The sequence below is a fragment of the Marinobacter nitratireducens genome, assembly GCF_000708045.1.
Taxonomy (GTDB): Bacteria; Pseudomonadota; Gammaproteobacteria; order Pseudomonadales; family Oleiphilaceae; genus Marinobacter; species Marinobacter nitratireducens.
In genome coordinates, this window is sequence record NZ_ANIE01000005.1 from 516483 (window position 1) to 543125 (window position 26643).

At 56.9% G+C, this 26643-nt stretch carries 23 protein-coding genes; 6 read left to right on the top strand and 17 right to left on the bottom strand.

Going from position 1 to position 26643, the window contains the following annotated elements; all coding sequences use genetic code 11:
- Positions 1-300 carry a hypothetical protein gene (locus tag D777_RS09450; RefSeq protein WP_036131046.1) on the bottom strand — a complete coding sequence of 100 codons (300 nt, stop codon included), beginning with the start codon at positions 298-300 and terminating at the stop codon, positions 1-3.
- Positions 301-669: 369 nt separating this feature from the next.
- On the opposite strand from D777_RS09450, the gene D777_RS09455 reads away from it, so the two are divergent.
- Entirely contained in the window at positions 670-2655 is a 1986-nt protein-coding gene (locus D777_RS09455; RefSeq protein WP_036131048.1) for an SDR family oxidoreductase, read from the top strand.
- Positions 2656-2708: 53 nt separating this feature from the next.
- Here the strand turns inward: D777_RS09455 and rnt are convergent, their stop codons facing one another.
- Positions 2709-3335, bottom strand: coding sequence for a ribonuclease T (gene rnt, locus D777_RS09460; RefSeq protein WP_036131335.1), 627 nt, complete (start codon positions 3333-3335; stop codon positions 2709-2711).
- 73 nt (positions 3336-3408) lie between these two features.
- Complete coding sequence (gene pyrC, locus D777_RS09465; protein ID WP_036131050.1) at positions 3409-4440, bottom strand: dihydroorotase; 1032 nt, start codon at positions 4438-4440, stop codon at positions 3409-3411.
- A 188-nt stretch (positions 4441-4628) separates the two neighbouring features.
- Here pyrC and D777_RS09470 point away from each other — a divergent pair, with 188 nt between their 5' ends.
- Positions 4629-5540: a flagellar protein MotY gene (locus D777_RS09470; protein WP_036131053.1), complete on the top strand. Its 912-nt coding sequence runs from the start codon at positions 4629-4631 to the stop codon at positions 5538-5540.
- 9 nt (positions 5541-5549) lie between these two features.
- On the opposite strand, the gene D777_RS09475 is transcribed toward D777_RS09470, so the two are convergent.
- Complete coding sequence (locus D777_RS09475) at positions 5550-6476, bottom strand: histone deacetylase family protein (RefSeq protein ID WP_036131054.1); 927 nt, start codon at positions 6474-6476, stop codon at positions 5550-5552.
- Between the two features lie 209 nt (positions 6477-6685).
- On the opposite strand from D777_RS09475, the gene D777_RS09480 reads away from it, so the two are divergent.
- Entirely contained in the window at positions 6686-9430 is a 2745-nt protein-coding gene (locus tag D777_RS09480) for a bifunctional acetate--CoA ligase family protein/GNAT family N-acetyltransferase (RefSeq protein ID WP_036131057.1), read from the top strand.
- 23 nt (positions 9431-9453) lie between these two features.
- On the opposite strand, the gene rdgC is transcribed toward D777_RS09480, so the two are convergent.
- The 8 genes from rdgC to D777_RS09520 all read right to left on the bottom strand — a co-directional run bounded on the left by rdgC (position 9454) and on the right by D777_RS09520 (position 15262).
- Complete coding sequence (gene rdgC, locus D777_RS09485) at positions 9454-10380, bottom strand: recombination-associated protein RdgC (protein ID WP_036131059.1); 927 nt, start codon at positions 10378-10380, stop codon at positions 9454-9456.
- A gap of 90 nt (positions 10381-10470) precedes the next feature.
- Positions 10471-10671 (bottom strand): DUF2788 domain-containing protein, encoded by a 201-nt coding sequence (locus D777_RS09490; RefSeq protein WP_036131062.1) that lies wholly within the window; start codon positions 10669-10671, stop codon positions 10471-10473.
- A 23-nt stretch (positions 10672-10694) separates the two neighbouring features.
- The gene (gene yaaA / locus D777_RS09495) at positions 10695-11465 is read right to left on the bottom strand and encodes a peroxide stress protein YaaA (protein ID WP_036131065.1); all 771 of its coding nucleotides are present in this window, start codon (positions 11463-11465) and stop codon (positions 10695-10697) included.
- A gap of 12 nt (positions 11466-11477) precedes the next feature.
- The gene (locus D777_RS09500) at positions 11478-11711 is read right to left on the bottom strand and encodes a glutaredoxin family protein (protein WP_036131067.1); all 234 of its coding nucleotides are present in this window, start codon (positions 11709-11711) and stop codon (positions 11478-11480) included.
- Positions 11711-12460 carry a YciK family oxidoreductase gene (locus tag D777_RS09505; RefSeq protein WP_036131071.1) on the bottom strand — a complete coding sequence of 250 codons (750 nt, stop codon included), beginning with the start codon at positions 12458-12460 and terminating at the stop codon, positions 11711-11713. The genes D777_RS09500 and D777_RS09505 overlap by 1 nt, the downstream gene beginning before the upstream one ends.
- Before the next feature lie 54 nt (positions 12461-12514).
- A complete protein-coding gene (locus D777_RS09510; RefSeq protein ID WP_036131074.1) occupies positions 12515-13180 on the bottom strand; it encodes an HAD-IA family hydrolase in 666 nt (221 codons plus the stop codon).
- Positions 13170-13886, bottom strand: a complete 717-nt coding sequence (gene ubiG / locus D777_RS09515; protein ID WP_036131077.1) for a bifunctional 2-polyprenyl-6-hydroxyphenol methylase/3-demethylubiquinol 3-O-methyltransferase UbiG — start codon at positions 13884-13886, stop codon at positions 13170-13172. Before ubiG ends, D777_RS09510 begins: the two co-directional genes overlap by 11 nt.
- A 38-nt stretch (positions 13887-13924) precedes the next feature.
- Positions 13925-15262 carry a TRZ/ATZ family hydrolase gene (locus D777_RS09520; protein ID WP_036131079.1) on the bottom strand — a complete coding sequence of 446 codons (1338 nt, stop codon included), beginning with the start codon at positions 15260-15262 and terminating at the stop codon, positions 13925-13927.
- Between the two features lie 107 nt (positions 15263-15369).
- On the opposite strand from D777_RS09520, the gene mtnA reads away from it, so the two are divergent.
- Positions 15370-16434 carry an S-methyl-5-thioribose-1-phosphate isomerase gene (gene mtnA, locus D777_RS09525; RefSeq protein ID WP_051669037.1) on the top strand — a complete coding sequence of 355 codons (1065 nt, stop codon included), beginning with the start codon at positions 15370-15372 and terminating at the stop codon, positions 16432-16434.
- 6 nt (positions 16435-16440) lie between these two features.
- Here mtnA and D777_RS09530 read toward each other — a convergent pair whose 3' ends face one another.
- From D777_RS09530 to D777_RS09545, 4 genes are all read right to left on the bottom strand, one after another.
- Positions 16441-17196 carry a helix-turn-helix domain-containing protein gene (locus D777_RS09530; RefSeq protein ID WP_036131082.1) on the bottom strand — a complete coding sequence of 252 codons (756 nt, stop codon included), beginning with the start codon at positions 17194-17196 and terminating at the stop codon, positions 16441-16443.
- Positions 17197-17229: 33 nt separating this feature from the next.
- Positions 17230-19383, bottom strand: a complete 2154-nt coding sequence (locus tag D777_RS09535) for a carboxy terminal-processing peptidase (RefSeq protein ID WP_036131084.1) — start codon at positions 19381-19383, stop codon at positions 17230-17232.
- A gap of 242 nt (positions 19384-19625) precedes the next feature.
- A complete protein-coding gene (locus D777_RS09540; protein WP_036131087.1) occupies positions 19626-21776 on the bottom strand; it encodes a 3-hydroxyacyl-CoA dehydrogenase NAD-binding domain-containing protein in 2151 nt (716 codons plus the stop codon).
- A 32-nt stretch (positions 21777-21808) separates the two neighbouring features.
- Positions 21809-23017: an acetyl-CoA C-acetyltransferase gene (locus tag D777_RS09545; protein ID WP_036131090.1), complete on the bottom strand. Its 1209-nt coding sequence runs from the start codon at positions 23015-23017 to the stop codon at positions 21809-21811.
- A gap of 217 nt (positions 23018-23234) precedes the next feature.
- Here D777_RS09545 and D777_RS09550 point away from each other — a divergent pair, with 217 nt between their 5' ends.
- Positions 23235-23498 carry a late competence development ComFB family protein gene (locus tag D777_RS09550; RefSeq protein ID WP_036131093.1) on the top strand — a complete coding sequence of 88 codons (264 nt, stop codon included), beginning with the start codon at positions 23235-23237 and terminating at the stop codon, positions 23496-23498.
- Between the two features lie 12 nt (positions 23499-23510).
- Here D777_RS09550 and D777_RS09555 read toward each other — a convergent pair whose 3' ends face one another.
- Positions 23511-25979 (bottom strand): DUF349 domain-containing protein, encoded by a 2469-nt coding sequence (locus D777_RS09555; protein ID WP_036131096.1) that lies wholly within the window; start codon positions 25977-25979, stop codon positions 23511-23513.
- A 177-nt stretch (positions 25980-26156) separates the two neighbouring features.
- On the opposite strand from D777_RS09555, the gene D777_RS09560 reads away from it, so the two are divergent.
- Entirely contained in the window at positions 26157-26639 is a 483-nt protein-coding gene (locus D777_RS09560) for a regulatory protein RecX (protein WP_036131099.1), read from the top strand.
- The last annotated feature ends 4 nt before the right edge of the window (positions 26640-26643 follow it).

Here is a 26643-nt window from a genome sequence, read left to right on the forward strand (position 1 = left end):
TCAGTGCATCGGAGAGGAGCCAGAGCTTGCAGGCTGCTGATCCAGAGTTTTCCGGGCCAATTCCGCTGCTTTCTCCGCATCCAGCTGTCCGGAAGCGATGCGTTCGAGAACCGTCGCCATGATGGCGACAGACTGGCGGTAATCAGCGAACTCGGATTGAAAGGCACTGTCGATGGCCTCGTAAACGGCTTGGATCTTCTCTTCCCGGCTGCCAGCGTTCTCGGCGGTGTCGTTTATTGCTTTGAGACAGGCGCGGGCTATGGTGATGTAGCGTTCGGTATTGGGGTTGTCTTTCTGCATGCTTGGTATTCCAAAAGCTGGATTTGCTATGAATTTTGGTGACACCAAAGGGTGCGATAAGTTCCTGATTATCGCACTGCTTGGCGGTGGTTTCATGGGTTTCCGTTAATCTTCCCGGGTGCGGCACGAGCCTGCATTCCTGTGCTAATCTCAATGGGATTGTGTCGGGTAAATGGACGCGTTTTATTGAAAAATATAGAGTAATTACTCAATTAAAAACAATGGGTTACAGAGTAAAGGCTCTAAAAAAATCCGATACATGAAGGTTGCAATAAAGTACAATCCAATCGAATTCGGTCTAAGACTTTAGTCTAAGTTTTGGCCGGCATGGACCTAAAACAATCAAGCAACAGGCAGGGTGGAACACCGATGAACTATTTCCTGACAGGTGGAACCGGCTTTATTGGCCGATTTCTTGTCGAAAAGCTGCTGGCACGGGGCGGCACCGTCTATCTTCTGGTACGCGAGCAATCCCTCGAGAAACTCGACCAACTCCGTGAGCGCTGGGGCGCGGACGAATCGCAGGTAAAGCCGGTAATCGGTGACCTGACCAGTGCCAATCTTGGCATTGATGCAGAAACCCTGGCCTCCCTTAATGGCAATATCGATCACTTTTTTCACCTCGCTGCCGTTTATGACATGGGCGCCGATGAAGAAGCCCAGCAGAAGACCAACATCGAGGGTACCCGGGCAGCTGTGAATGCGGCCGAAGCGATGGCTGCCAAACACTTCCACCATGTATCTTCGATCGCGGCCGCCGGGCTGTTCAAGGGTATATTCCGGGAGGACATGTTCGAGGAAGCAGAGAAGCTCGATCATCCCTACCTGCTAACCAAGCATGAATCTGAGAAAGTGGTGCGTGAGGAATGCAAGGTACCGTTCCGTATCTACCGGCCCGGTATGGTGATTGGCCATTCCGAAACCGGCGAGATGGACAAGGTCGACGGGCCGTACTACTTCTTCAAAATGATCCAGAAGATCCGCCACGCACTTCCCCAGTGGGTGCCGACCATTGGTATTGAAGGCGGTCGCCTGAACATCGTGCCGGTGGATTTCGTGGTTAATGCCATGGACCATATTGCCCATTTGGATGGCGAGGATGGCAACTGTTTCCACCTTGTGGATACCGATCCGTATAAAGTGGGCGAGATTCTCAATATCTTCTCCGAAGCCGGGCATGCGCCGAAGATGGCCATGCGTATTGATTCCCGCATGTTCGGGTTTATCCCGCCGTTTATCCGCCAGAGCTTGAAGAATCTGCCGCCGGTCAAACGTCTTACCAGCGCCGTTCTGGATGACATGGGCATACCACCGTCGGTGATGTCGTTTATCAATTACCCGACCCGTTTTGATGCCCGGGAAACCGAGCGCGCACTGAAAGGAAGTGGCATCGAAGTACCGCGCCTGCCGGATTATTCTCCCGTGATCTGGGATTACTGGGAGCGCAACCTGGATCCGGACCTGTTCAAGGACCGCACGTTGCGCGGCACGGTGGAAGGTCGGGTCTGCGTGGTTACCGGTGCAACCTCCGGGATTGGTCTGGCGACCGCTGAGAAACTGGCGGAGGCCGGTGCGACCCTGGTCATCGGTGCGCGTACCAAGGAGACCCTGGACGAAGTGGCCGCTAAACTGGAGGAGAAAGGTGGAAACATCCACGCGTACCAGTGTGACTTCTCCGACATGGACGACTGCGATCGTTTTGTGAAGACGGTTCTGGATAACCACGGCCATGTGGATGTTCTGGTGAACAACGCCGGCCGCTCCATTCGCCGCTCTCTCGACTTGTCATTTGACCGTTTCCACGACTTCGAGCGCACCATGCAGCTGAACTACTTCGGTTCCGTTCGCCTGATCATGGGCTTTGCGCCCACCATGCTTGAGCAGCGTCGCGGTCATGTGGTCAATATTTCGTCTATCGGTGTTCTGACCAATGCGCCGCGCTTCTCGTCCTATGTGGCTTCGAAGTCTGCGCTGGATGCATTCAGCCGATGCGCTGCCGCAGAGTGGTCTGATCGCAACGTCACATTTACCACCATTAACATGCCGCTGGTGAAAACGCCGATGATTGCGCCGACAAAGATCTACGACTCGGTACCGACCCTGACTCCGGATGAAGCCGCCCAGATGGTCGCCGATGCCATTGTCTATCGTCCGAAGCGCATCGCGACCCGACTGGGTGTCTTTGCCCAGGTACTGCATGCTCTGGCACCGAAGATGGGTGAGATCGTGATGAACACCGGTTATCGGATGTTCCCGGACTCGCCAGCTGCTGCTGGCAGCAAGTCGTCCGAGAAGCCGAAGGTATCGACAGAGCAGGTGGCCTTTGCGGCGATCATGCGCGGTATTTACTGGTAACGTACGACCTTCCCCGTCGAACAAAAACACCCCGCCTTGGCGGGGTTTTTTTGTTATTCGGACATATCTTCAACCAGTGGTGGTGGAAACCCGCCCAGATCTCGCCAACGGTTGACGATCCCGCAGAACAGATCGGCCGTTTTCTCTGCATCGTAGGCGGCGGAGTGGGCTTCCTTATTGCTGAACGGGATGCCCGCCAGTTTGCAGGCCTGGGCCAGAACGGTATGTCCGTAGGCGAGGCCTGCCAGGGTGGCGGTATCGAACGTCGAAAACGGATGAAACGGATTCCGTTTAATATCCGCCCGCAAGGCGGCCGCGAACACGAAATTGTGGTCAAAGGTGGCGTTGTGGCCAACCAGTACGGCGCGCTTGCAGTCGTGCTGTTTGACGGCCTGGCGGATGGGGCTGAATATCTCGCTCAGGCCCTCCCGTTCCGGGACAGCTTCACGCTCCGGATTCCAGGGATCAATTCCAGTGAAATCCAGCGCGGACTGCTCGAGGTTGGCGCCTTCAAACGGATCAATCTGCTGGACGTGGGTTTCGGTTCGGCGCAGGTAGCCGTCCTCGTCCATGGTCAGAAGTACCGCGGCTACTTCAAGCAATGCATCCCGCTCTGGGTTGAAACCAGCGGTTTCAACATCCACGACTACAGGTAGGAAGCCGCGGAAACGTCGGGACATTGGATGCGTGTCTTGGGTTTCGTCAGTCACTCAAACTCCGGTTTCATCGCCGTGTATCAGAAAGTTATACGCTTTATGCCAGGCGCCAGTTTACGGTTTCACCGGCTTTGAGCGGCACGATGTGTCCATCTGCCAGCGGCAGTTGTTCGGGCATGGTCCAGGGATCGCGCACGAGGGTGATGGTGTCCGTATTGCGTTTCAGGCCATAGAAGTCCGCGCCGTTGAAGCTGGCGAAAGCCTCGAGCTTATCGAGAATGCCCAGTTCTTCAAACACATCGGCGTAAAGGCCAATGGCGCCAAAGGCGGAGTAGCAACCGGCGCAACCGCAGGCGGCTTCTTTTCGGTCCTTGGCGTGGGGCGCGGAATCGGTGCCGAGGAAGAATCGTTTGTCACCACTGGCGACGGCATCTCTCAGCGCCAGCTGATGGCGGTTCCGCTTCAGGATCGGGAGGCAATAAAGGTGCGGCCGCACGCCTCCGACCAGCATGTGGTTGCGGTTGTACATCAGGTGCTGGGGCGTCAGGGTGGCGGCAAGGTTGTCGCCGGAATGCTGCTGAACAAACCGGGCTGAATCTTCCGTGGTGATGTGTTCGAGTACCACTCTGAGTGTCGGGAAGGCCTCGAGGGTGGGGGCAAGTACCCGCTCCAGGAATATTTTTTCGCGATCAAAGATGTCGATATCGGCATCCGTGACCTCGCCGTGCACCAGCAACAACATGCCGCAGCCAGCCATGGCTTCCAGAACCGGGTAAATATTGCGGATATCGGTAACCCCGGAGGCCGAGTTGGTCGTCGCTCCTGCGGGATATAGCTTGGCGGCAACAACACCGGCCGCTTTGGCTTCCCGTATATCTTCGGCGGTTGTGGTCTCTGTCAGGTACAGGGTCATTAGCGGCTGGAATCCCGTGCCTTCGGCCGCGGCCAGGATTCTGCCTCGATACGCCATCGCTTCGTCGGCGGTGGTGACCGGTGGAACCAGGTTCGGCATGATGATCGCTCGACCAAAGCAAGCGGCCGTTGCCGGGACAACGCTGTTGAGAATGTCTCCGTCGCGAACGTGCAGGTGCCAGTCATCCGGGCGGACAAGCGTAATCTGGTCAGTCATTGGGTCGGTTCCACAAATCGGGTTCTGGGTTCGAGTCTGGGCAAACGGCAAAGGCCGACGCCTGAAAATTTCGCGAATTATACCAGAAGGCGGCTCTGTTTGTTTTTGTATCTGGGCCTAAAGCGCGGTGGGTTCTGGCCGTTAACAGACTCAGTGATACAAACTCGGAGACGAGACGGGAACCGCTGATGGCACTCCGTATATTCAGAACATTGACCTCTCTGGCCGGCGGGCTCGGCCTGGTGCTGTCCGGTCAGTCCGGGGCCGCGACTTATGGTGCTGGCATCGAAAACAGTCAGTGGTATCTCTCGGAATCGGTTTTTGAATGCTCCCTGGTCCATGAAGTACCCGGTTATGGCAGGGCGGTATTTCGTCATCGGGCCGGAGAAAATCTGCAGTTTTACCTGGAATCTGCCTCGCCGGTCATGAAGCCGGGCAGGGGACTGGTCGTGGTCGAGGCGCCTTCCTGGCGGCCGGGTGTTGCGCCGAGGCCGGTGGGCACCGTGGACGTTTCCGGCAGCAACCGGCCGGTCTATCTGGATGCGAGACAAGCAAGGCAGTTGGTCCAGGGGCTGCTGGAGGGGCTGCGGCCAACGGTAACCCGTGAGTCCTGGTATGACGGCAAGCCCGTCAGGGTTCAGGTGTCGAACGTGAACTTCGGGCGGCCATTCCAGCAGTATCAGCTCTGTGCGGGCAACCTGTTGCCGGTTAACTACGATCAGATCCAGCGTTCACGTATTCCGTTCGCCAGCGGAAGCGCCGAGTTGTCTGCGTCGGACAGACAACTTCTGGATAATATTGTTCGCTATGTCCAGGCCGATACCACGGTTGAGCGGATTTTTGTGGATGGCCATACCGACCGACTGGGAAGCCGGATCGACAATCGCGCGTTGTCCGAGGAGCGGGCCAACATCGTGGCGGATTATCTCATGTCGCAGGGGATCAGCGAAGATCTGATTATCGTCAGGGCGCATGGCGACCAGTACCCGGCATCCCGGCGGCCCTCCGAAAACCGGCGCACCACCATCCGTCTTCAGAGAGAAGGCGAGCGGCCCGAGTTCCAGCAGGCCAACGGCTACGGTGGTGAATCTGCCGGCTGAGTTTCGGGGTTAATATACCGAGTTCAGAACCTGAAGGTGGGCGGTAACACTTTCTGCCAGTGCCTTCAGGTGATAGCCACCCTCCAGTGTTGAGATGACCCGATCATTCGAATGGTCATGGGCCACGCTGGTGATCATCTCCGTCAGCCAACGGTAGTCTTCCGTATCGAGGTTCAGCTCTGCCATCGGATCTAACCGGTGGCTGTCAAAGCCTGCAGAGATCAGGATCACCTGGGGTTTGAAATCCTGCAGTTTCTTCACCCAGGCCGTTTCCACGGCCTTGCGGTAATCCGCCGCGGAGCAATTTGCCTCTATGGGCGCGTTGATGATGTTCGGTGCCTGCCGGTATACATGAGAGTGTGGGTAGAACGGATGCTGGAAGCTTGAACACATCAGGATGCGTTCGTCGCCACTGACAATATCGACGGTGCCGTTGCCCTGGTGCACGTCAAAGTCAATGATTGCGACCCGCTCCAAGTGATGGAAGTTCAGAGCCCGCATGGCGGCAAGGGCAACGTTGTTGTAGAAGCAAAATCCCATGGATTTGCTGCGTTCTGCGTGATGACCTGGCGGGCGGGCACAGACAAACGCGTTCGTGACCTGGCTGCTCATCACCATGTCCACTGCCTGCACGTTGGCGCCGGCCGCGAGTCGGGCGGCACGGAGGGTATCGGGCATCATGGCCGTGTCCGGGTCGGTAAACACCCGTCCGCGGGTGGGCTGCATCATGTCGAGTTGTTGCAGGTATTTTTCGGGGTGAACCATCAGCAACTGATCACGGGTGATCTCTTCCGGCCGAACCCAGTCCAGATCCTGTTCAAGGTTGGTATCTGCGATGTAGCTCAGGATAGCGGACAGCCGCTCCGGGCATTCCGGATGCTCCGGGCCCATGTTGTGCTTCATGCAGTCGTCGTGGGAAAAGAATGCCGTGGTCATGCGTGTCTGAATGCCCTGAATCTGCTGTTATTTTCGACAATGTTATCAGGGAAAACCGCAGGGTGCCGTGTTTCTTTGGTCTTATAGGCGCAATAGCCGTTTTACATCAATTCATCTACGCCTAAGATAAGGTATACATTGATAAGTAACCTGTTTTATTAACGTTGTCATCTTGTCCGGCCCCGAGCCAGACATTAAGGAGAACCCGATTGAGTACCCGGTACCTGGAAAGTCTGTTCAACCCGGATTCGATTGTTGTGATCGGGGCGTCCGAGCGGGCCGATAACCTCGGTGGGATGGTGCTGCGGAACCTTCTTGGGGGCGGCTATCCTGGCAGGCTGCTGGTGATCAACCAGAACGACTATGACAACGTGCACGGCGTTCCGTGCCTTCGTAAAGTATCCAAGATGGATTTCTCTCCGGATCTGGCGATTATCTGTACGCCGCCGGATACCGTTGCCAAAACCATCAAGCGGCTGGGTGAGGCGGGCGTCCGAACGGCTATTGTCATGACCGGCGGCATGTCCCGTACCCACAGCAAAACCGGACAACCCTTGATGTATTCGGTGCGTGAAGCCGCAAAGGAGACCGGGATACGCGTCCTGGGGCCCAATACCATTGGCCTGATGGTGCCGGCCCGAAGCCTGAACGCTACATACGCCCACATGGGCGCCATCCCCGGTCGGGTAGCCTTTGTTGGTCAGTCTGGCACCATCGCCAGCTCGGTGATTGACTGGGCTTTTGCCCGGGGTGTTGGCTTCTCCTACTTCCTGACCCTCGGCGATGGCATGGATATCGATCACGATGACTTGATTGATTATCTGGCCCAGGACACTCAAACCCGTGCCATCCTCCTGCACATCGAAAATATCCCGAATGCGCGGCGTTTCATGTCCGCGGTCCGGGTCGCCTCCCGCACCAAACCGGTGATTGCGGTAAAATCCGGGCGGGTTCCCGAGTCTGAATGGTTCCGCCATGAACTCCCGGCGGGCCTCACCCGCAGTGATCCCATCTACGATGCCATGCTACAGCGAGCGGGTGTTCTTCGGGTCGATGGCCTGGGGCAGATGTTTGATGCCCTCGAAACGCTCACGCGCATGCGCCCTTTGCGCCGCGAATCCCTGGCGATCATGGCCAATGGCGTGGGCCCGGGGGTGTTGGCGGTGGATCGACTGGCGGATCTGGGGGGAGAACTGGCGAAGCTGTCGGAAAGCTCGATTGAGGACCTGGCTGAACTGCTACCCCCTTACTGGACCCGTCGAAACCCCATCGACCTTAACTACGATGCCTCGCCTGAGTTGTATGCCAAGGCCATCAAGATTCTGGCGAAGGATCCGGAAGTTGCCAACGTATTGGTGATGTACGCGCCCAGCTTGACCGAAGACAGTATGCAGATTGCCGATGCGGTGGTTCAGGCGTCCAAGGGGACTCGCCTTAATGTGTTCACCTGCTGGCTGGGACAAAGCACGGTGATGGATTCCCGGGAGGAATTCTACCGTGCCGGGATTCCGTCGTTCTTTAATCCGGAGAAGGCGGTGATGGCCTTCATGCAGCATGTCCGGCACCAGAGAGTGCAGAGACTGCTGACCGAAACCCCGGAGTCCTTCACGGACCACTTTGATGATCGCTCCCATACCCGTCGAGTGGTGATGTCGGCTCTGCGTTCGGGGCGTATGCACCTGTCCAATCGCGAGGCCAGGGATCTGGTCCGTGATTATGGCATCAGCACGATAGAAACCATGTACTGCGATGACATGGAAGAAGTGCTTGAGGTGTTTGCGGTCGAGCGCCGCCCGGTTGATATCACCATCATTCATGAGCAGGCATGTCAGCCGTTTCTAGATCTCAGCCCCACTCAGCGGCGATACAAGGGCACGATGCAAAAACTGAACAGCGAAGTCGCGATCATGGAGGCGTGCCGCTACCTGATGGAGGAGTACCAGAAGCATTTTCCAGAGAGCGGATTCCTCGGGTTTGCGGTTCAGCGTTCTTATCAACATGTCGGCGGTATCGAGTTCAGCGTGGGTATCACCCGGGACGCGCTGTTTGGGCCGTTGGTCGTGTGTGGCGCTGCCGGCGCTCAGATTAATGTGATGACGGATCGCCAGATCGCGCTACCGCCTCTGAACATGGTGCTGGCCCGTGAACTCCTGCGTCGAACCTACATGTACAAACTCTTGAAAGAGCACAGCCTGAAACCGGAGGAAGACATCCGTGCTGTCTCGGAAACTCTGGTGACTCTGTCCCAGATTGTGATCGACAATCCGGAAATACAGGGCCTGGAAATTGCGCCCCTACTGTTCAACGATCAGGGCGCCGTCGCAGTGAATGTTGCGATTGATCTGTCGGAGAAGACCGGGCGGCCCATCATTCAACCCTATCCCAAGGAGCTCGAGGAGTGGATTGTGCTGCCGAAATCCGGGCGCCGAGTCATTATACGCCCTGTGCTGGCCGAGGATGAGCCCGCTCACCGGGCGTTCCACGAATTGCAGTCACCGGAGTCCATCCGGTACCGGTTTTTCCAGTACCGGAAACACTTCTCCCGGGAAGACGTCGCACAGATGGTGCAGATCGACTACGACCGGGAAATGGTATTTATCGCCAATGCACCCCGGGAAGATGGGGAGGGGGAGGAAACCCTCGGCACGGTAAGGACCTGGACCGACGCCGACAACCTGCAGTGCGAATTCGCGGTGATGGTGCACGACAACATGAAAGGCGAGGGGCTCGGTGTGGCCCTGATGCAGAAAATGATCGACTACTGTCGTTCACGGGGAACGGTGGAAATGGTGGGCAACGTGTTGCCGGACAATCGCCCGATGTTGCAGTTGGCCGAGCACATGGGCTTCGAGATCAAGTACAACCCGGAAGAGGAAGTGATGGACCTTCGGCTCGTGCTTAATGAACCGGACAAGGAATGGAAACGGGAAAGGTTAGGTAAAAGCGCCCACTGAGGGGCGCTTTCCGGGGGTGGTTGTTATTCCTCAACGATGGCTGAGCGGTCTTCGCCACCCAGGGCTTCGAGCAGTCCGGGAATCAGTCGGGACAGTTCCAGTGTCATCAAGGTGAAAGCGGCGTCGAATTTGGCTGCGGCGTCATCCGCGTCCACATCGTCCAGCTGATCCTGGAGGGTTTCCCCGAATTTCAGGCGGCGAATGCCCAACTCTTCATCCAAAACGAAAGACACGTTGTCGTCCCAGGTCAGCGCCAGTTTGGTGACCTGCATACCCGCTTCCAGGTGGTTGCGAATCTCGTCTGCCTTCAGGTCAAGCCCCTTGCAACGCACCACGCCGCCATCCTCTGACGGATCTTTCAGTTCGCATTCGCTGCCCAGAACCACCTGGGGTGGCAGGTCGATGGTCTCGTTCAGCCAGCCGGTGAACGTGAAAGCCGGAGCCTGTTCCACCGCGGGTGGGCGCACGGGCAGTGAGCCGAGGCTTTTACGTAGGGTAGACGCCAGATCCTCTGCCTGCTTTGCTGACCCGGAATCCACCACGAGCACACCGTCCTGTGGTGACAAGTAGGCAAAGCTGCGACGGTTCTTGGAGAACGCCTTGGGCAGCATTTCCAGCACGACCTGTTCTTTGATTTCGTCTTTTTCCTTGCGGCGAACCTTGCGCCCCTGCTCAAACTCGATCGCTTCGGCCTTCTCTTCCACGGCTTCCTTGACCACCGGACCGGGCAGGATTTTCTCTTCTTTCCTCAACGCAATCAGATGGTAACCGTTGGCGCTGTGCACCAGTTGTTCGCCGTGCTTGCCCAGCGGCGGAACCCAACCCTGGCGGCTGGTCTCCTGTGGGCCACAAGGTTTGAAGGCATCGGCCTGGAGTTTTTCTTCGAGTTGTTCGGCGGAAATATCAAACGGCTTGGTAAATCGAAAAACACGGGCGTTACGAAACCACATCAGGTTTGGTCCTACAGATAAAAAAGAAAGTATGAAAAGCGAGGGATGATACGGCCACCGGGTGGTGACCGTAAAGTGACGCTCAGGGCATCAGATCTGCATGATCTCGACGAGAACCGTCTTTACGATGAAGCCGACAACGCCAGCCCCCAGGACAATAAACAGGGCAGCCGTGCCAAAGCGGCCGGCTTTGGACTTCTTGGCCAGGTCCCAGACAATGAAACCCATCCAGCCAATCAAGGCGGTGAGCAACACTAGCATGGCGATTTCGGAAAACATCGCTTCGTTCATGATTTACTCCGATTAAAGCGGTATTACTGTTCTTCCCGAAGGAAAACCCAGTTGTTGGTGTCTGACTGCTCTTCGCTGAAATAATAACCTTCCAGGTTGAAGGCTTTGAGATCATCGGCCTGGGTAATGTGGTTCTGGATGGCGTATCGGCACATCAGACCGCGGGCTTTCTTGGCGTAAAAACTGATCATCTTGTACTGGCCATTCTTGAAGTCTTTGAACTGAGGCGTGATCAGGCGCCCGTTCAATGCCTTTTTCTTGACCGATTTGAAATACTCATTGGATGCCAGGTTGACCAGCACACCGTCGTCGTTGTCGAGGAGGCGATTGATCTCATCGGTAATGATGTTGCCCCAGAAGGCGTAGAGATCCTTGCCACGCTTATTCTCGAACTTTGTTCCCATTTCCAGACGATATGGCTGCATCAGATCGAGTGGTCGAAGCAGGGCATACAAACCTGACAGCATGCGAAGATGGTTCTGGGCAAAGTCGAAATCTTCCTCGCTGAAATCTTCGGCATTCAGTCCGGTATACACATCACCCTTGAAAGCCAGAATTGCCTGGCGGGCGTTGTCCGGTGTAAATGGTGTGTGCCAGCTCTGGAAACGGTCTGCGTTCAGTTGTCCCAGTTTGTCGCTGATGCCCATCAGGTTGCTGACCTGATGTGGCTCCAGTTCCTTGAGCTGGTCGATGAGCTCACAGGCATCATCGAGAAAGTCCGGCTGGGTGAAGCGTTCGGTCGCCAGCGGGCTTTCGTAATCCAGAGTTTTGGCAGGGGAAATAACCATCAACATGTCAGGTAATCCTCATTGCAAGAACGTCAGTAGCTCGTCCCTGGTAAACGGCCAGTCCAGCTCCGCACCGGTGTCGTTACGGCGCAGCACCGGAATACGGGTACCGTAGCGCGTTACCAGCTCTTCAGACTGGGCGATGTCCACCACATCCACCGGGATGGGTTCCGGCATCGGCGTATTGATCAAGAGCGATTCAGCCAGTTCGCACAGGTGGCACTGGGATGTTGTGTAGAAAAGCAGTTCCATTATTTCGGCTGTGCATCCAGTTGCTGGCCGGTCACGCCGTGGCTGTCTTTGCCCATGAGGTACAGGTAGATGGGCATCAGTTCCTCGGGCGTGGGGTTCTGTTGTGGATTCTCGGCCGGATAGGCGAGGGCCCGCATACTGGTGCGGGTAGCGCCAGGGTTCAGGCTGTTCACCCGCACATTGTGGCGTTCGTCGTCGAGTTCGTCTGCGAGGAGCTGGCTCAGGCCCTCAACCGCAAACTTGGAAACCGCATAGGCGCCCCAGTAAGCCTTGGCTTTTCGGCCAACGCCGGAGGAGGTGAAAATAACCGACGCGTCCGTGGAAAGACGCAGCAGGGGAATCATCGCCCGGCTCAGGAGAAATGGCGCGGTGGCGTTCACCTGCATCACCTTGTTCCAGGTTTCCGGGTCATACAGTTCGACAGGGCTGCGATCACCGAGAATGGCCGCATTGTGGAGAATGCCGTCCAGCCGACCGAAATTATCCTCGATGGTCATGGCCAGCTCTTCGTAATCCTTCACCGCTGCACCCTCGAAGTTCATGGGCACAATGGCAGGTTGTGGATGGCCAGCGGCTTCAATCTCGTCGTAAACCTCCTCGAGCTTGGAAACCGTACGACCGACCAGGATGACGGTAGCGCCGTGGGCGGCATAGGTTTTTGCAGCCGTGCGGCCAATACCACTGCCGGCACCCGTCACCATGATGATGCGGTCTTGAAGAAGATCGGCGGGTGCTTGGTAATCTTGCATAACCTGTCTCCGTGTCAGGCGTTACCGGTTCGAAACCGGGTGAGTAATCTGGGGTTATTGTAACAGCTTTGCCAGGTCCCTGACCGTATCGGCGATCAGGTCGGCTTGCCAGAGATCAACCGATTCCGGCTCCTCAATGTAACCGTACCGCACCGCGATGGTCTTCATGCCGGCGTTTCTCCCGGCCTCGATATCCCGTACGTGATCGCCGACATAGATCGCATCTTCCGGGGCCGCACCGATTTCCTTGCAGGCCAGAAGCAGGGACTCCGGGTGTGGCTTCCGCTGCTCGACGTGATCCGGACAAATCAGGCTGGCACAGCGGGCGTCGAGTCCGAGTGCTGTGATCAGCGGGCCGGCAAAGCGAGCAGGTTTGTTGGTGACAATGCCCCAGGGAATGTCCCGTGCTTCCAGCTCGACAAGAATGTCGTTCATCCCGTCGAACAGCGTGGTTTCGTCAGCAACACCCGCCTCGTAAAGATCCAGGAACGCCGAATGCTTTTCGAGATACTCCGGGTGATCCGGTTCGAGGCCAAAGCCAACCCGAATCATGGCGCGGGCGCCATTGGATACCGAACGCCGTATCTGCTCGGCTGGCAGCGCCGCCAGGCCATGCTGCTGTCGAAGCGCATTCAGGCAGCGGATAAAATCCGGCGCCGTGTCGATGAGGGTGCCGTCCAGGTCGAACAGTACCGCTGAGGGTTTGGAGTCAGGCGTCACGAGAATCCCTGGCATGCATGAGGTAGTTCACGTCGACATCACGCCCCAGCTTGTAGATCTTGGTGATGGGGTTATAGGTCATGCCGGTCAGCTCCATGACATCAAGGCCTGCGTGGCGCAGGTGGTCAGACATCTCTGACGGACGAATGAATTTCTTCCACTCATGGGTGCCTTTGGGCAGCATGTTCAGCACGTACTCGGCGCCAACAATGGCGAACAGGAAAGACTTCGGGTTACGGTTGATGGTGGAGACGAAGATGTCACCGCCGGGTTTGAGCATGGCCGCGCAGGCCCGGAGCACGGACGCCGGGTCCGGCACGTGTTCCAGCATTTCCAGGCAGGTGACGACATCGTACTGGCCGGCGTGCTCCGGATCCCGGGCCAACTCCTCGACGGTGGTCTGACGGTAATCCACCTTGATGCCACTTTCGAGACCGTGAAGTTTGGCAACCGACAGCGGCGCTTCCCCCATATCGATACCGGTGACGTGAGCGCCTCTCTGGGCCATGCCTTCAGACAGCAGGCCACCGCCGCAGCCAACATCCAGAACCTTTTTGCCAGCCAGTGGGGCGCGTTCGTCAATGTAGTTCAGTCGCAGCGGGTTGATCTCGTGCAGCGGGCGAAACTCGCTGGAAGGATCCCACCAGCGGCTGGCCAATGCCTCGAATTTTGCGATTTCATTCTGGTCTACATTCTGGTTTGTCATGATTCAGTCTGCCTGATCAAGCGGTCGATAAGGGTTGATTAAGACTTGTTGTGGCGAATGCGTGCCTGCCAGTCCTGCACCCGGAGCATGAGATCTGCCACGTCTATCCGGGTCAGCCGGCCTTCCTGTAACTGTGGTACGCCGTGGATCCAGCTATGGCTTACTGCCCGCCCATGGTTGCTGTATACAAGGTGAGAGGCCGGATCATAAACCGGCTGAAGGAACGGGTCGCTCAGGTCGATGGCGATAACGTCAGCCAGCTTACCAGCGGTGAGCGATCCCAGATCCTGCTCCCGGCCCATCGCACGGGCGCCATTAAGCGTTGCCATGCGCAAGGCCTGATGAGCTGAGACGGCGGCGGCGTCATCGGCGACCACTTTTGCGACCATTGCTGCGGTTCGCAGCTCGCCAAACATGTCCAGGTCATTGTTGCTGGCGGCGCCGTCGGTACCAATAGCGACATTGACGCCGGCGTCAAGCAGCTTCTGCGTCGGTGAGAAGCCGCTGGCTAATTTAAGGTTGGATTCCGGGCAGTGGATGACATGGGCGCCCGAGTCCATCACGGCTTTCAGGTCCGAATCGTTTATCTGGGTCATATGCACGCACTGGGTATTGGTGTCGAGCACACCCAGCTCCGACATCCGGGCAACAGGCCTCTGGCCGAGCTTCTCTTCGGCGTCCTGTACCTCGAAAGCAGTTTCGTGCAGATGTATCTGGATCGGCGCGCCCGTGTCTTTCGAGAGCTGGACAGAACGCCTTAGTGGGTCGTCAGAGACGGTGTAGGGCGCGTGCGGGCCAATCGCGGGCATGACGTAGTCATCCTGTGCCCAGTGTTTGATCAGCGCTTCACCTTTACTCAGGTATTCGTCCGGCCCCGATCCCCAAACCGTGGGGAAGTCCAGCAATGGAAAGCTGATCTGTGCGCGCATCCCGGTATCGTGGGCGGACTGGGCTGCAATTTCCGGGAAAAAGTACATGTCCGAGAACGTGGTTGTACCTGTCCGGATCATTTCAGCCATCGCGAGCTGGGTACCATCGGCGATGAACTGCTCGCTGACAAAGGCACCTTCGGCGGGCCAGATGTGATCGTTCAGCCAGGTCATCAGGGGCAGATCGTCGGCCAGACCACGGAACAATGACATGGCGGCATGGCCGTGCATATTAATCAGCCCGGGCATGGCAACATGATTCGGCAAGTCAACCGTCTCACGGGTGCGATATTTGCGGTCTGCTTCTTCCTGGGAAACCACGGCGGCAATCCGGGAGCCCTGGATGATGACTGCCTGATGCTCGAGAACAACGGCCTCCGGCTCAATTGGGATGAGCCAGCGGGCATTGATTCGGATATCGCCTGCGATGATGGTGTCTGCGGTCATGCACCTGCCTTGTATGCCAGCGCAGCCAGGGCTGCGCAAAGAAAATGTAGCCCGGAAGTATAAACGTTATACTGCCGCTTTTCAGCGTTTCAATACGGAGCAACATTATGGCGAGATCGCCTGAATCAACCGACTCCCGGGCCATGGGTACCGTTGCTATGCGTTGGCACGGGGATAGCCTGGAATTGCTGGATCAGCGTCTGCTCCCCGCCGAGGAACACTGGATCACGGTGGAAGGCGCGGCCGGTGTGGCACAGTGCATTCGGGATATGGTGGTTCGTGGCGCACCGGCTATCGGAATCAGTGCGGCTTACGGTGTAGCCCTGGCGGCGCGCCACGCCGGTAGCGGTGAATGGCAAGCCGAGATCCGGCAAGCCATGGATGAGCTCGCTGAGTCACGTCCGACAGCCGTCAATCTGTTTTGGGCATTGCAGAGGATGGGCAAGGTTTTCGAGGCCTGCACGACACCGGCGGAGGCTGTCAGACACCTTGCAGATGAAGCCGTAAAAATCCATGACGAAGACCTGTCGGCCAACCTGACCATGGCGGAACACGCGCTCAGTGTTATGGCACCGGCGAGCCCAATCTCTGTGCTGACCCATTGCAACACCGGAGCCTTGGCGACAGGCGGGTACGGGACAGCGCTTGGGGTAATTCGTCATTTGCACGAGAAATCGCTATTGGGACGGGTGTTTGCTGATGAAACCCGCCCCTGGTTACAGGGGAGCCGGCTGACTGCCTGGGAATTGGCGCGCGATGGAATTCCGGTCACTCTGAATGCGGATGGTGCCGCCGCATCAATCCTGGCGGGCGGTGAAGTGAAATGGGTTGTTGTCGGAGCGGATCGGATTACCGCCAATGGTGACGTGGCCAACAAGATCGGGACCTACAGTCTGGCGGTGTTGGCAAAGCATCACGATGTTCGGTTTATGGTCGTGGCGCCGTCCAGCACCGTTGATATGTCGTTGGAATCAGGCGGCGATATCCCGATAGAGGAACGGGAGGGCACCGAGGTGAGGGAAATTCGGGGAATCCCCCTGGCGCCAGCCGGCGTTGATGTACACAACCCGGTATTTGATGTGACACCGGCGAAGCTGATCGATGCCATCGTGACCGAAAAGGGCGTGGTACTGAATCCTGATCCTGTCAGGATGAGAGGCCTGTTCTGCTAGGTTGTTTCAGTCTTCGGAGTTGCTGTTACTGGCGTTCAGCTCTGCGCGCATCTCGGCCACCTGTTGTTCCTGTTCCTCCACAAAGTGCAGCGACATCTCGAAACTCTGGCGGGTAAATTCCAGTACCCGCCGGAATCCTTCGTCGGACAGGTTGCGGGCATCGTCGTGGCGACGGAAGATGTTGATGAACTCGCGCTCCCGTTCGAACTGCAGGGGAATCCGTCCCACACCCCAGTCATTGAGCGCTTGCCAGACCTCCGGGTTGTAATTTCGGGTAGTTCGGATGATGAAGGGAATGGGATCGTTACGGGCGATGAGCGCCGCGAGGCGGAGAATCAATTCGAACGACAGGGTGGCCGTGCCGTTTTCGATGGCTTCAAGAATTGACTTGTCCTTCAGATCCAGCGCCTCTGACATTTCGGACAGAGTAAGCCCTGCCACCTCGCGTATATCCCGCAGTGACTGACCAGCGGCAAGCATGGTCCGGAGTTGGTCCTGAGAGTTGATCAGAGCACGACCAAATCGCAGCGAGGTATCCGTGGCACGAATCCCAAAGCGGAGCGCGGAGCCGGTCAGGTTGCCCAGGCGATCAATCAGGCCATCTGCTTCTTTGGGCGGCTCAGCGCCTTTCCGGCCCAACGCTTCAATTTCCTCCATCGACCGCATGCCATGGAGGGCGTCCAGCAACATATCCCGAAGTTGACGGGCATTCAGCTGGCTGTCCGGTTTGCTTTGCTTCCTGCCCTTTTCGTTTGCGGTCATTCGCCGTTCCGATCCTGGTGAGACTGATCCCGGTTACTGGGCCTGCGCTTGAGCTGCGAACTGGGTGGGCTCGTCGATCGAAGCCATCTGGCTGTCGAGTTTGAGCATATCCGCCATGATCTGACCACCTTCGCGAATCACGAAATCAAGTTCTTCGTCGGTCTTGTCCAGATCCGCTGCTTGCTGGTCCTGCCAGTCATCAAGTTCATCCAGCGAGGCAAAAGGTTCCTCGCCTCGGAGTTCCCGCCGAGCATTGGCGATCGTCAGTCGTGTCTGCTCGATCTGCTCGTGCTGGCTCTTCCGGGTGTCCATATTCAGGCTGACGGAATCCTGCGCCCGCTGCTCCTTGAGGAAATCGATTTCCTTCTGCAGCAGACTGAACTCGGGACTGCTGGAGAAGCGCTCCTCGTGCCGCTTTCGCAACTCATCGATAATGCCGCTGAAATCGAAGTATCGGGTATGGGGCACCGCTTCAATCTGATCCCAGGGCAGAGCATGGTCCAGGGCATCCTCCCCGATACGGGTCTTGTCGATGCGGGTCGGGATCTCGATATCCGGGATCACCCCCTTGTGCTGGGTAGAGCCGCCTGATACCCGATAGAATTTCGATTGAGTAATCTTGAGCTGCCCATGATTCAGTGGTCGAACCGCTTGTACCGTTCCCTTGCCGAAGGTCTGGGAGCCGACTACAAGGCCTCGACCGTAATCCTGAATCGCCCCTGCGAAAATCTCCGACGCTGAAGCGCTCATCCGGTTGGTCAGCACGACCAGAGGACCATCATAGGCGACCGAAGGATCCTCGTCGTTCAATACCTGGACGGTGTTGTTGGAATTGCGGATCTGGACGGTAGGTCCTTCGTCAATAAACAGGCCGACCAGATCATTGGCTTCGTGGAGTGCGCCGCCGCCGTTGTTGCGCAGGTCAATGACCAAACCATCCACACCGTCCGCCTCAAGCTCGCTGATCAACTGGCGTACATCCCGTGTCGTGCTCTTGTAGTCCGGATCGCCGGCCTGCATGGCCTGGAAATCAGCGTAGAAAGTGGGGATGGTAATGACGCCCACGGTATAATCGGTGCCGCCGTCACCCTTCAGGTGAATGACGTCCTTACTCGCGCTCTGCTCCTCAAGCTTCACTTCATCCCGGGTAATGGCGATGGTTTCCGTGAGAGTCTCATCGGTCGCACTCGAAGGAATCACCTCCAGCGTGACGACGGAGTTTCTTGGGCCACGAATGAGGTCCACCACTTCGTCCAGACGCCAGCCGATGACATTGACTGGCTTTTCCCCTTCCTGTGCAACAGACACGATACGGTCGGCCGGCCCAAGTTGTCCTTGCTGCGAGGCAGGGCCGCCGGGTACAAGGCGGACAACCTTGGTGTATTCATTATCCGATTGCAGCACCGCTCCGATGCCTTCCAGTGAAAGGCTCATGTTGATATTGAAGTTTTCTGAGGTCCGTGGTGAAAAGTAGGACGTGTGCGGATCCCACATACCCGTAAACGCATTCATGTAGGCCTGGAAAGCATCTTCGCTGCGGGCCTGGTAGGCGCGTTTCAGTTGACCTTCGTACCGTCGGGTCAGGTTATCAGTGATGGTTTCGTCGTCAGAACCATTCAGTCGCTGTGCGAGAACGGCATTCTTGAGACGTTTGATCCACAGAGCGTCGAGGGCTTTTGTGTCGGCTTCCCAGTCCGCTTCGGAACGATCAAGCAGGATGCTCTGGTCGCTGCTGAAGTCCAGTTTGTCGATGCCCTCGTCGATAACACCAAGCGCGAACTGCAGCCGCTCAATAATTCGCTGTTGAACGACGTTGTAGATATCAAAGCCCGGCTGGAGCTGCCCGGTTTTTAGGGCTGAACCAAGCTGGGTCCGAATCTGACTGAATTTTTTCAGATCATCCTGGGTCAGGTAAATGCGCTGGCCATCCAGGTAGTCAAGGTAGGCGTCAAAAACATCGCCGGAAAGCTCATTGCTGATGCCCAGATCACGAAAATGAGTGAATTGGAGCTGGCGGGCAATCAGGATATTGGCCCGTGCCTGATCGATGGTCGGGGCGACCGGTTCATACACCTCGGAGCCATCGATTTTTGCCTGCAAACCGAAGGGGGCTGAAAACAGTAATGCAGCGGTCATTGCCCTACACAGGCCGATGCGACGAGTCATTTTTCTTTCCGCGATGGTCATAGTACATACCTGACGGTTTGGGGTAGAGAAATTGGCGAGGTCGGAAATGGACGTCGCTATTACCCATTGTCGAATAAATTTATTGTAGGCAAGCGCCAGTGTCGTTGCCATAGTCAGGGAGTATCGGTTCGTGACAATCTGTCCATGAATAGGTCAGATCAGTAACGACGTGCAGGTTTGTTCGCAGGAGCAGGTTGCGCGCGTGCCGGCGAGGAAGGGTTGGCACGCGCGCGATGCGTCAATCAGTTGAAGGGTGTGTTTGTTTCAGCCTTGTCCAGCAGCAATTGGGGGGGCGCGAAACGCTCACCATGCCGATCTGCCAACTCTTGCGCTCTCGCGGCAAAAGCCCTGACACCATACTGGTTGATGAACTGAATGGCGCCACCGGTCCAAGGGGCGTAGCCAATACCAAAGATACTGCCGATATTGGCATCTTCAACCGTGCGCAGCACGTCTTCTTCCAGGCAACGGACAGTCTCAATCGCCTGAATGAACAGGATACGGTCTTTCAGATCCTGTAGCGCGACCTTATCCGCATTGGCTGAATCAACGTAGAGACTCTCCAGGCCGGGCCACAGATATTTTTTGCCCTTATCCGGGTACTCATAGAATCCGGCTCCGGCTGCTTTTCCCTTGCGGCCCTGTTCGTTCACCATCTGATCGATAACGGCCTCGGCAGGGTGGGGAACCCAGGAACCACCGGCAGCCTCTGTATCCCGGCGACTCTGGTCGCGAATGTGCTGCATAAGGGTCATGCTTACTTCATCGGAAATTGCCAGCGGCCCGACTGGCATCCCTGCCAACAGGCCGGCATTTTCGATGCTGGAAGGGTGAACGCCCTCGCCCAGCATGCAGATGCCTTCGTTGACGAAGGTGCCGAATACCCGGGACGTGAAGAAACCGCGGCTGTCGTTGACCACGATCGGGATCTTTCCGATCTGCTGAACATAGTCAAAGGCCCTGGCCAAGGTTTCGTCCGAGGTTTTTGCCCCCACAATGATCTCCACGAGCTGCATTTTGTCTACAGGCGAGAAGAAGTGAAGGCCGATGAAGTTTTCCGGTTTTGTCGACGCCTCAGCCAGCTGAGTGATGGGGATGGTGGATGTGTTTGAGGCGAAAATACCATTTTCAACAAGTTTCGGCTCCGCCTCTGCCGTCACCTTGGCTTTCAGGCCGCTATCCTCGAATACCGCTTCGATGACCAGGTCGCACCCGGCGAGATCGTCGGCGGAGGCCGTCGGGCGGATACGGCCGAGAATTTCCTGCATCTTCTCTTCCGTCATCCGGCCACGACTGACCTTCTTGGCCAGCAGCTTTTCAGAATAGCTTTTGCCTTTTTCGGCGTTTTCGATGGAAACATCCTTGAGCACCACCTCGATGCCGCGAACAGCGGTGGAGTAGGCTATGCCAGCTCCCATCATGCCTGCACCGAGAACGCCAACCTTGGCGAAGGAAGCTTTTTCGACGCTTTCTGGACGGCTACCGCCGGCTTTGATGGCATTGAGCTGGAACCAGAATGTGTTGGTCATGTTCTTGGCGACCTGCCCGGTCACGAGTTCCGCAAAATACCGGGTTTCAATCAGGCTCCCGTTGTCGAAATCCACCTGGGCGCCTTCCACCGCGGCCGAAAGAATGCGCTCCGGCGCAGGGTAGCAACCTTTGGTTTTCTGTTTCAGCATCGCGGGTGCGATGGCGAGTTTTTGCGCCATTGCCGGATGGTGAGGGGCACCGCCAGGGAATCTGAAGCCTTTCTGATCCCAGGGCTGCTGGCATTTGGGGTTGGCTTCAATGAACGCCCGGGCTTTGGTAATCAGGTCTTCAACTGAGTCGCCCAGTTCGTTGACGATTCCTGCTTTCGCAGCGGCCTTCGGGTTCACTTTTTTCCCTTCCATCAGATAAGGGAAGGCGGCCTCCAGGCCAATCATCCGGGGCAGGCGCTGTGTTCCGCCACCACCGGGCAGCAGGCCGAGTGTGACCTCAGGAAGGCCAAGCTGAATCTTGTCATCGTTCAGTGCGACCCGATGATGGCAGGCCAGGGCGATCTCCAGCCCGCCTCCGAGGGCCGATCCGTTGATGGCTGCAACAACAGGCTTCCCTGTGGTTTCCAGGAAACGCATATCGGCTTTCAGGCCGTTGACCATGGTTTCGAAGGCTTCGGCATCTTCGCGTGTGACCTTGTGCAACTCGTTGAGGTCGCCACCAGCGAAAAAGGTCTTTTTCCCGGATGTCACAATGATGCCCTTGATGTTTTCAAGGTCGGATTTGACCTTGGCGACGGTGTTCGTCAGGGCTTCCCGGAATTCGCCATTCATGGTGTTGGCTGACTGGCCGGGCATATCGATGGTGAGGGTGAGGATCTGGTCTGAACCCAGGTCGTAACGGATAGCACTCATAATCGGTTCTCCTTGAAGAAAAAGTGAAGGGCTCAGACGCGCTCTATGATGGTGGCAATACCCATGCCGCCACCGACGCACAGGGTGGCCAGGCCAAATCGGAGATTCTGGCGCTCCAGCTCATCCAGGAGCGTGCCGAGGATCATGGCGCCAGTAGCCCCAAGCGGGTGGCCCATGGCGATGGCTCCGCCATTAACATTCACTTTTTCGTCAGGTACTGAAAGTTCTCGCTGGAAGCGCATGACCACAGAGGCAAAGGCTTCATTAACTTCGAAAAGGTCGATCTGATCCGCAGTCATGCCTGCTTTTTCCAGTGCTTTCCGGGCAGCGGGGGCCGGACCTGTCAGCATGATGGTGGGGTCGGTACTGGTTACTGCCGTGGCAACAATTCGAGCGCGGGGTTTCAGGCCCAGCGCCTTTCCCTTTGCTTCGCTGCCAATGAGCATTGCAGTTGCGCCGTCTACGATGCCTGAAGAATTACCGGCATGGTGGACGTGGTTGATATTTTCAACGTAGTGATATTTTTCCCGGGCTACGCCGTCAAAGCCCATTTCGCCCATCATCTGAAAAGAAGGCTTCAGGCTTGATAGGGATTCGACGGTTGTATTGCCTCGAACGTGTTCGTCACGATCAAGGATAACAACGCCATTCTGATCGGTAACCGGTACGATGGATCTGGCGAAGCGCTGGTCTTCCCACGCGGCAGCGGCTTTTTGCTGGGAGCGCACAGCGAAAGCGTCAACGTCTTCCCGGCTAAAGCCTTCAATGGTGGCAATCAGATCGGCACCGATACCTTGCGGCATAAATCCGGTGTGGAGATTGGTTGCCGGGTCTGTCGCCCAGGCTCCGCCATCAGAGCCCATGGGAACCCGGGACATGGCTTCCACGCCACCGGCAACCACCATGTCCTCCCAGCCCGAGCGAACTTTCATGGCCGCCAGGTTGACGGCCTCAAGACCGGAAGCACAGAACCGGTTAAGCGTGACCCCGGCGACTTTTTCATCCCAATCTGCTGCCAGGGCGGCGGTCTTGGCAATGTCTGCACCCTGGTCGCCAACCGCGGTGACGCAGCCCATGACAATGTCGTCAACCTGTGCCGTGTCGAGGCTGTTGCGCTCTTGCAGGGCATTGAGGACGGTAGTCAGCAGGGAGATGGGTTTGACGCTGTGCAGCGAACCGTCTTTCTTGCCGCGCCCCCTGGGGGTGCGAACCGCGTCAAAAATATACGCCTCGGTGGTCATTGCTTATCCTCTGATGGTTGTTGTTTCGAGCATTAATACTGTTCGTTAACCATAGCCGCTTGCAGTTATTCAGTGTAATGACGAGGCCTGCCAATCGGATTGGCGAAAATGCTCATGCCCGGAGTGAGGCGGAGGAAACGTTTTCCGGTATATGACAAGCGGCGTGGAGGCATCTATGGTTAAAGGGAAGCGCCACAACCATTGGAGGCACAAGGTTATGTCCTTCAGAGATGCGATCGATAACTTCTATGAGCGGCTTGTACTGGATGCGATCCAGGCCACCCGGGTTGAGGGAGATACCGCGGATTTTCTGACCGACGTCATGTGTGTGGCGCTAAACCGCCTGCCAAGCCGGTACTACCGCCATTCGATCGACATGATGTTCTATCTCGCCGACGAGGAGCTCAAGGACATGAAAGAAAAATCCCTGGCGGCGGTGAAAGCGGCCAGGGATTTTGTCAGGGAACATCAGCGGGAATGAGGGTGGCCCGGATCAGTTGCTCACGACGGCTGACAAGGCTGAATTAAGCCGGTGAGCCATGGTTTGATCAGGCTGGCCGTCTCTTTCGTTCAGACACCAGCCGGCGACCAATTTCTCCAGCTCGCCAATGTGATCGGCGGATTTATCAGCCGACCCCATGCCTTCAGCAAGACGCTGGACCTGTATCTCCATACGATGTTGCTGATCGGATTCCGGGGAGGGGATACCGCTGAGAATTTCCGCGCGGATCACCAGTTCCCTGGCCGTCAGCTTTGAGGCTGTGGATGCCAGAGATGCCCAGTGGTCCGGAGTATCAGTCGGGGGCAGAGGGCCATCGACACGAGCGAGCACCAGTGACTGCCAGGCATCTATGTGGGCAGAAAGCCGGCTATGCTCCAGCAAGTCCTGCAAACGCTTTCTCTCAGTCTGAACCTGCGCTTTCGCCTCCCCGGAGAGTGCCGATCCTGCGACTGCTTTCAAACGCTCAAGGCCAGCGATGACGGCCTCTTCGCCACTGCCGTGAGTGATTGAGCGGACTGTGGAGAGGGCTGACTCTGCTTCCTGGTTGGCCACCTGAGTGGCCTGGGCCTGTTCTGAGCGTTGTGCATCACGGCGAGCGAAAATCTGGTCGCAGGCTTTGCGGAACGCCTGCCACATCTTCCGGTCTTCCCGGTGGCGGGTGATGCCGATCGCTTTCCAGTCAGCCTGCAGGCGCTTGGCCTGGTTCATGGCGTCGTGAAGGGGTTCATGCTCGATCAGCGCGTTAGCCTGATCCACGATGTCCTGCTTGAGAGCCTCGTTCTTCAGGCGCTCTTCGTTGAGGGGGGATTCCAGCTTTTTCAACAGATCGTCGAACCGCTTCTGCACTGACCGGTTGTCCCGAAACTCCACAGGCCAGGCCGCTTTCCATTCCTGGCGCGCGGTCTGGTGGATCTTCTCTGCCGCCTTCCATTCAATCGTCGACCAGTCAGCGTTGCTCAGGAAGCTTTCCAGCTCATCGCAAATGGCGTTGCGCTTATCGAGGTTGGCCTGTTTTAGCCCTGATTTAGCCGAAAAATAGGCCTTGCAGGGCTCGTAGGCTTTGTCGGAGGCCTTCTTGAAACGCGTCCACAGTGTGCGATCCGAAGAACCGCCCAGTTCTCGCCACTCATTCTGCAGTTCCTTGATTCGCTCTGCTTTGGCCTCTGGCTCCATTGGCTGTTCGGCCAGATATTCCATCTGCTCACACAGGGCGATTTGTTTGGGCTCGGTGGCGAACCCTTGCCAGTCGCTCAGCTCGCGTAGCTGGCCATTCAACAATTGCATGCGGGCCTGAAATGCTCTGCCGTGGCGTTGATCCAGGGAACGGTGCTGCTGCTGAGCGGTTTTGAGCAACTGCTTGGATTCCTTGAGTTGCTTCGCCTCCAGTGCGGCGTCCAGTTGCTCAATCGTGGCTTCGAGTTGAGCGGCCAGCGCTTTCTGTTTTTCAGCGTCGGCTTTGTCGATCACTGGCTGCTGCTTGCGTTTGCCTGCCAGTTTACGGGCCGGTTCCAGTAAAGACGGCACCGGAAAACCTTCTGGCCAGTTGACTTCGCCCAGTAGAGCCTTTGCGTGTCCTTGTTGCTCGCCGCCGGCATCCTCGTCAGATTCAGCGGCTGCCGCCAGGGCCGTCAGGGCTTCCTTCTCCTGATGAATCCGGCGCACCGCAGAGACATAGTTCCTCAGGCTGTGCATCGCAGATTCATAAGTTTTCTGTTCCTGCTTTTCGACCGTGGTGTCGCGGGTCGCTTCCATCCACCGATTTTCCTGTGTTTTCTGAAGTGCATCCAGAGAAGCGAGGGAAGGCAGGTCTTCCGGAGATTGATGTTTAAGATCTTCCAGGGTGGATGTAAGCAGCGCCAGGGTTTCTTTGCGTTCCTGCTGCTGGGCCTGATGACGTTGTTCTTCTTCCTGGGCGGTTTGCACAGCTTTCAATCGTTCATTGCAGCGATGGACCGATTCGAGGAATTGCTGAGCCTGGTCGGGTGACGCTTCACTCTCCAGATCGCGCCATTGGCGTACCAGAGTTTCCAGTCTCGCCTCATAAAGCTTGGTGTCGTCCGTATTCGCCAGGTCCGCAATGTTTTTAAGCAGCGTGGCTATCGATTGCGAAATGTTTTCCTGACGGGTCTGCTCGTCGCGAATAACCTGAAGTGCCTGCTTGGCGGTCTGGTAAACGCTTTTGTCCCGCCCTTTGGCCTGTTTTTGAACTTTTTGCAGGCAGGCTGCATCGGTGAGGCGGCTCACAGCCTGTTGGCGTATATCAGCGGTGATACCGACGAGCGCCAGTTCGCTCAGGGTATCCTGTCCAGGTGCATCATCAAGCAGTTTCAGTTGTGCTTCCCGTCGGTTGGCGCGTTCGTCTTCCTGTTGAGTATCAACCGGTGGTGCCTCCTTGCGGGGTTTTGGTGAAGCGTCGGAGGTTTTGCGGGATCTAAACAGTTTCTGGATGAATGCGGCCATAAGGGTATCCTTTTGGGGATTGAAACCAGTCCACGGTGTCGGGCAAAGTGGCCCGGCGCCGGCCATCGACCCCATTTGTGAGATCGGGTACACAGTTCCAGCGCGTCGAGAGATGCGCGGGAAGAAAAATTCGGCCGCTAGTCTAGCGTTTTGTGAGTGTTTGCGGAAAGGGTCTGTATGGCAAAACAGGAAAATCTTGAGGATCAGGATTACAGGGCGCGCTCGACCGCGTTGCGACTGTTGGCCCGTCGCGAGCATAGTCGGTTGGAGCTTTCGCTGAAGCTGAGGCAACGAAAGCTGCCATCGTCCGTGATCGATGCCGTGCTGGATGATTTTGAACACGAGGGATGGCTGGATGATCAGCGCTTTGCGGACGTGTACAGCCGCCAACGGATGGATCTTGGCTACGGCCCCCTGAGAATATTGAGTGAATTGCAGCAGCGTGGCGTGAAACAGTCTCCAGCATGCCTGGATGACATGACTGAAGAAGACTGGTGCACTAATGCAGTCCGGTTGCGGGAGAAGAGATTCGGCCTGGTGGACCTGAGTAACGACTGGGATGAAAAGGTCCGACAATCGCGATTCCTGAATAGGCGAGGCTTTTCGGCCAGTCAGGTGGAGTCTGCTTTGGAAGCTCGCGCATCAGAGGACTGGGAGTGAGTGC

Bases quoted from the DNA above. Each gene is read 5' to 3' on its own strand.
- D777_RS09450 (WP_036131046.1), bottom strand. From the start codon at position 300: ATGCAGAAAGACAACCCCAATACCGAACGCTACATCACCATAGCCCGC.
- D777_RS09455 (WP_036131048.1), top strand. From the start codon at position 670: ATGAACTATTTCCTGACAGGTGGAACCGGCTTTATTGGCCGATTTCTT.
- rnt (WP_036131335.1), bottom strand. From the start codon at position 3,335: ATGTCCCGACGTTTCCGCGGCTTCCTACCTGTAGTCGTGGATGTTGAA.
- pyrC (WP_036131050.1), bottom strand. From the start codon at position 4,440: ATGACTGACCAGATTACGCTTGTCCGCCCGGATGACTGGCACCTGCAC.
- D777_RS09470 (WP_036131053.1), top strand. From the start codon at position 4,629: ATGGCACTCCGTATATTCAGAACATTGACCTCTCTGGCCGGCGGGCTC.
- D777_RS09475 (WP_036131054.1), bottom strand. From the start codon at position 6,476: ATGACCACGGCATTCTTTTCCCACGACGACTGCATGAAGCACAACATG.
- rdgC (WP_036131059.1), bottom strand. From the start codon at position 10,380: ATGTGGTTTCGTAACGCCCGTGTTTTTCGATTTACCAAGCCGTTTGAT.
- D777_RS09490 (WP_036131062.1), bottom strand. From the start codon at position 10,671: ATGAACGAAGCGATGTTTTCCGAAATCGCCATGCTAGTGTTGCTCACC.
- yaaA (WP_036131065.1), bottom strand. From the start codon at position 11,465: ATGTTGATGGTTATTTCCCCTGCCAAAACTCTGGATTACGAAAGCCCG.
- D777_RS09500 (WP_036131067.1), bottom strand. From the start codon at position 11,711: ATGGAACTGCTTTTCTACACAACATCCCAGTGCCACCTGTGCGAACTG.
- D777_RS09505 (WP_036131071.1), bottom strand. From the start codon at position 12,460: ATGCAAGATTACCAAGCACCCGCCGATCTTCTTCAAGACCGCATCATC.
- ubiG (WP_036131077.1), bottom strand. From the start codon at position 13,886: ATGACAAACCAGAATGTAGACCAGAATGAAATCGCAAAATTCGAGGCA.
- D777_RS09520 (WP_036131079.1), bottom strand. From the start codon at position 15,262: ATGACCGCAGACACCATCATCGCAGGCGATATCCGAATCAATGCCCGC.
- mtnA (WP_051669037.1), top strand. From the start codon at position 15,370: ATGGCGAGATCGCCTGAATCAACCGACTCCCGGGCCATGGGTACCGTT.
- D777_RS09530 (WP_036131082.1), bottom strand. From the start codon at position 17,196: ATGACCGCAAACGAAAAGGGCAGGAAGCAAAGCAAACCGGACAGCCAG.
- D777_RS09535 (WP_036131084.1), bottom strand. From the start codon at position 19,383: ATGACCATCGCGGAAAGAAAAATGACTCGTCGCATCGGCCTGTGTAGG.
- D777_RS09540 (WP_036131087.1), bottom strand. From the start codon at position 21,776: ATGAGTGCTATCCGTTACGACCTGGGTTCAGACCAGATCCTCACCCTC.
- D777_RS09545 (WP_036131090.1), bottom strand. From the start codon at position 23,017: ATGACCACCGAGGCGTATATTTTTGACGCGGTTCGCACCCCCAGGGGG.
- D777_RS09550 (WP_036131093.1), top strand. From the start codon at position 23,235: ATGTCCTTCAGAGATGCGATCGATAACTTCTATGAGCGGCTTGTACTG.
- D777_RS09555 (WP_036131096.1), bottom strand. From the start codon at position 25,979: ATGGCCGCATTCATCCAGAAACTGTTTAGATCCCGCAAAACCTCCGAC.
- D777_RS09560 (WP_036131099.1), top strand. From the start codon at position 26,157: ATGGCAAAACAGGAAAATCTTGAGGATCAGGATTACAGGGCGCGCTCG.